The following is a 1,463-nucleotide window of genomic DNA, read 5'->3' as shown; positions in this document are numbered from 1 at the left end:
GCCGCCGCCGGTTGGCGGTGGCGGGTCCGGTCGTGGCGGTCGGCAGCGCCATTACTTGTACTTCTTCCAGGCGGTGGTCAGCTGGGTCTGCGCGTTGTCCAGGGCGGTCTTCGCGTCGGCGCCGTTGCGGATGTCGGCGAACGCCTGGTTGAGGATCGTCTCGAACTCGATGTAGCCGATCGTCTGCACCCGGTTGACCGCCGTGTTGGAGGTCTCGTAGTCGACGATCGCGGCGGCCTTCTTGCCCTCGGGGCCGGCGAAGACGGACTTCTCGAAGTAGATCTTCTTGCCCTCCGGGCCGGCGGCGAGCTCCGGGTCGGAGCGGTACTTGATGTAGCCGCCGCCCTCGTCGACCGACATCCACTTGAGGAAGATCGCCGCGGCCTCCTTCTGCTTGCTGAACGGGTTCATCGCCAGCGACCACGAGCCCGTCGGCGTGGCCGGCTTGCCGCCCTCGAACACCGGCTGCGGCGCCACGCCCCAGTCCACCTTGGACTCACCGAGCTGCGGGATCAGCCACGGCCCCTCGACCGTGTACGCCGCCTGGCCGGCCACGAACGCCGGGTCGCTCTCCTCGGCCTTCATGCCCCGGGGCGCGGCGCCCTGCTTGAACAGGTCGCCGTACCAGGTGAATGCCTTCACCCACTGCTCGGAGGTGAAGTCCGGGGTGAGGTTTCCCTCGCCGGTCGCGCCGACCGAGCCCCCGAGCTGCACCGGCAGCGGCTCCAGCTGGTAGTAGCGGTCGAACTGGCCGAACAGCATCCCGTACTTGGCGCCGGCCGCCTTCGCCTTGACCGCGTCCTTGGCCAGCTGCTCCCAGGTCATCCGCTTGTCCGGGCTGTCGGAGGGCGGGGTGAGCCCGGCCTTCTTCAGCAGCGCCCTGTTGTAGTAGAGCAGCTGCGTCGAGTTCGCGATCGGCAGCGCCCAGAGCTTGTCCTTGTAGACGCCGGCGTCGTAGGCCGTGGGGTCGAACTTGTCCTTGTAGCCGGCGAACGCGCTGGTCAGGTCCTCCGCCATGCCGCGGGCCGCGAGGGCCGAGATGCGGGGCTGGTCGGCCCAGTAGACGTCCGGGTCGCCGCCCTTGTTGGCGATGCGCGCGTCCAGCGTGCTGTTCAGGTTGTCGAACGGCACCGACTGGTAGTCGACCGTGATGGTCGGGTGCGCCTTCTTGAAGGCGTCGAGGACCGACTGCATGTTGGCGGTCTTCAGGTCCAGAATGCTGACGACCTTGATGGTGGCGGTGGGGTCGCTGCTCGGCACCGACCAGCCCCCGCCGCTGGACGAGGAGGAGGCGCCGTCGTCGCCGCCGGAGCAGGCGGTGAGCAGCAGGGCCGAGGCGGTCGCCGCGGCCAGGCCGGTGACCAGCCGGCGCCGGGTCAAATGGACATTCATCTGCATGCCTTCCCTAACTGGAGATCAAAGGCCGGTGATCAGGCCGAGGAAGTGGTCGGTGAACGCGTCGG

The 1,463-nt window shown here is 68.6% G+C and carries 1 protein-coding gene; it reads right to left on the bottom strand.

Features of this window, described 5'->3' with window-relative positions:
- Positions 1-51 precede the first annotated feature (51 nt).
- The gene (locus tag AB0M20_RS43195; RefSeq protein WP_364307268.1) at positions 52-1,392 is read right to left on the bottom strand and encodes a sugar ABC transporter substrate-binding protein; all 1,341 of its coding nucleotides are present in this window, start codon (positions 1,390-1,392) and stop codon (positions 52-54) included.
- Positions 1,393-1,463: the final 71 nt, after the last annotated feature.

Source organism: Actinoplanes sp. NPDC051633, assembly GCF_040681735.1.
In the GTDB taxonomy this organism is placed as follows: domain Bacteria; phylum Actinomycetota; class Actinomycetes; order Mycobacteriales; family Micromonosporaceae; genus Actinoplanes.
Note: the sequence above shows the minus strand (reverse complement) of the source record. Positions and strands in the feature narration are given on the sequence as shown.

Bases quoted from the DNA above. Each gene is read 5' to 3' on its own strand.
- AB0M20_RS43195 (WP_364307268.1), bottom strand. From the start codon at position 1,392: ATGAATGTCCATTTGACCCGGCGCCGGCTGGTCACCGGCCTGGCCGCG.